This window comes from Streptomyces sp. NRRL S-378, assembly GCF_000720645.1.
Classification (GTDB): domain Bacteria; phylum Actinomycetota; class Actinomycetes; order Streptomycetales; family Streptomycetaceae; genus Streptomyces.
This window is the reverse complement of sequence record NZ_JOBX01000233.1, coordinates 1-253: the sequence shown is the minus strand read 5'-3', so window position 1 is coordinate 253 and position 253 is coordinate 1. Positions and strand designations below refer to the sequence as shown.

At 72.7% G+C, this 253-nt stretch carries 1 pseudogene; it reads left to right on the top strand.

Annotated elements, in window-relative coordinates:
• Positions 1-253: pseudogene (locus tag IH80_RS0138605) on the top strand (cupin); the annotation flags it as partial.

The following is a 253-nucleotide window of genomic DNA, read 5'->3' as shown; positions in this document are numbered from 1 at the left end:
CGCCGTGAGCGCCGACCAGGGCACCGCCTCCCTCCACCTCACCTTCGGACTCGCCACGCAGACCGGCGCCGAGTTCCTGGGCTGGCTGTGCGACGACCTCCGGGCGAGCGTGACCGTCCGGGCGGACGTACCGCGTTTCGGCACCCCGGAGGAGCGGGCGGACTACCTGGCTGCCATACGGAAGGACGTGCTGGCCGCCCTGGACGACCCCGCGGTTCTCGACCGCTGGGAAAGGACCCTGGACGCGACGCAC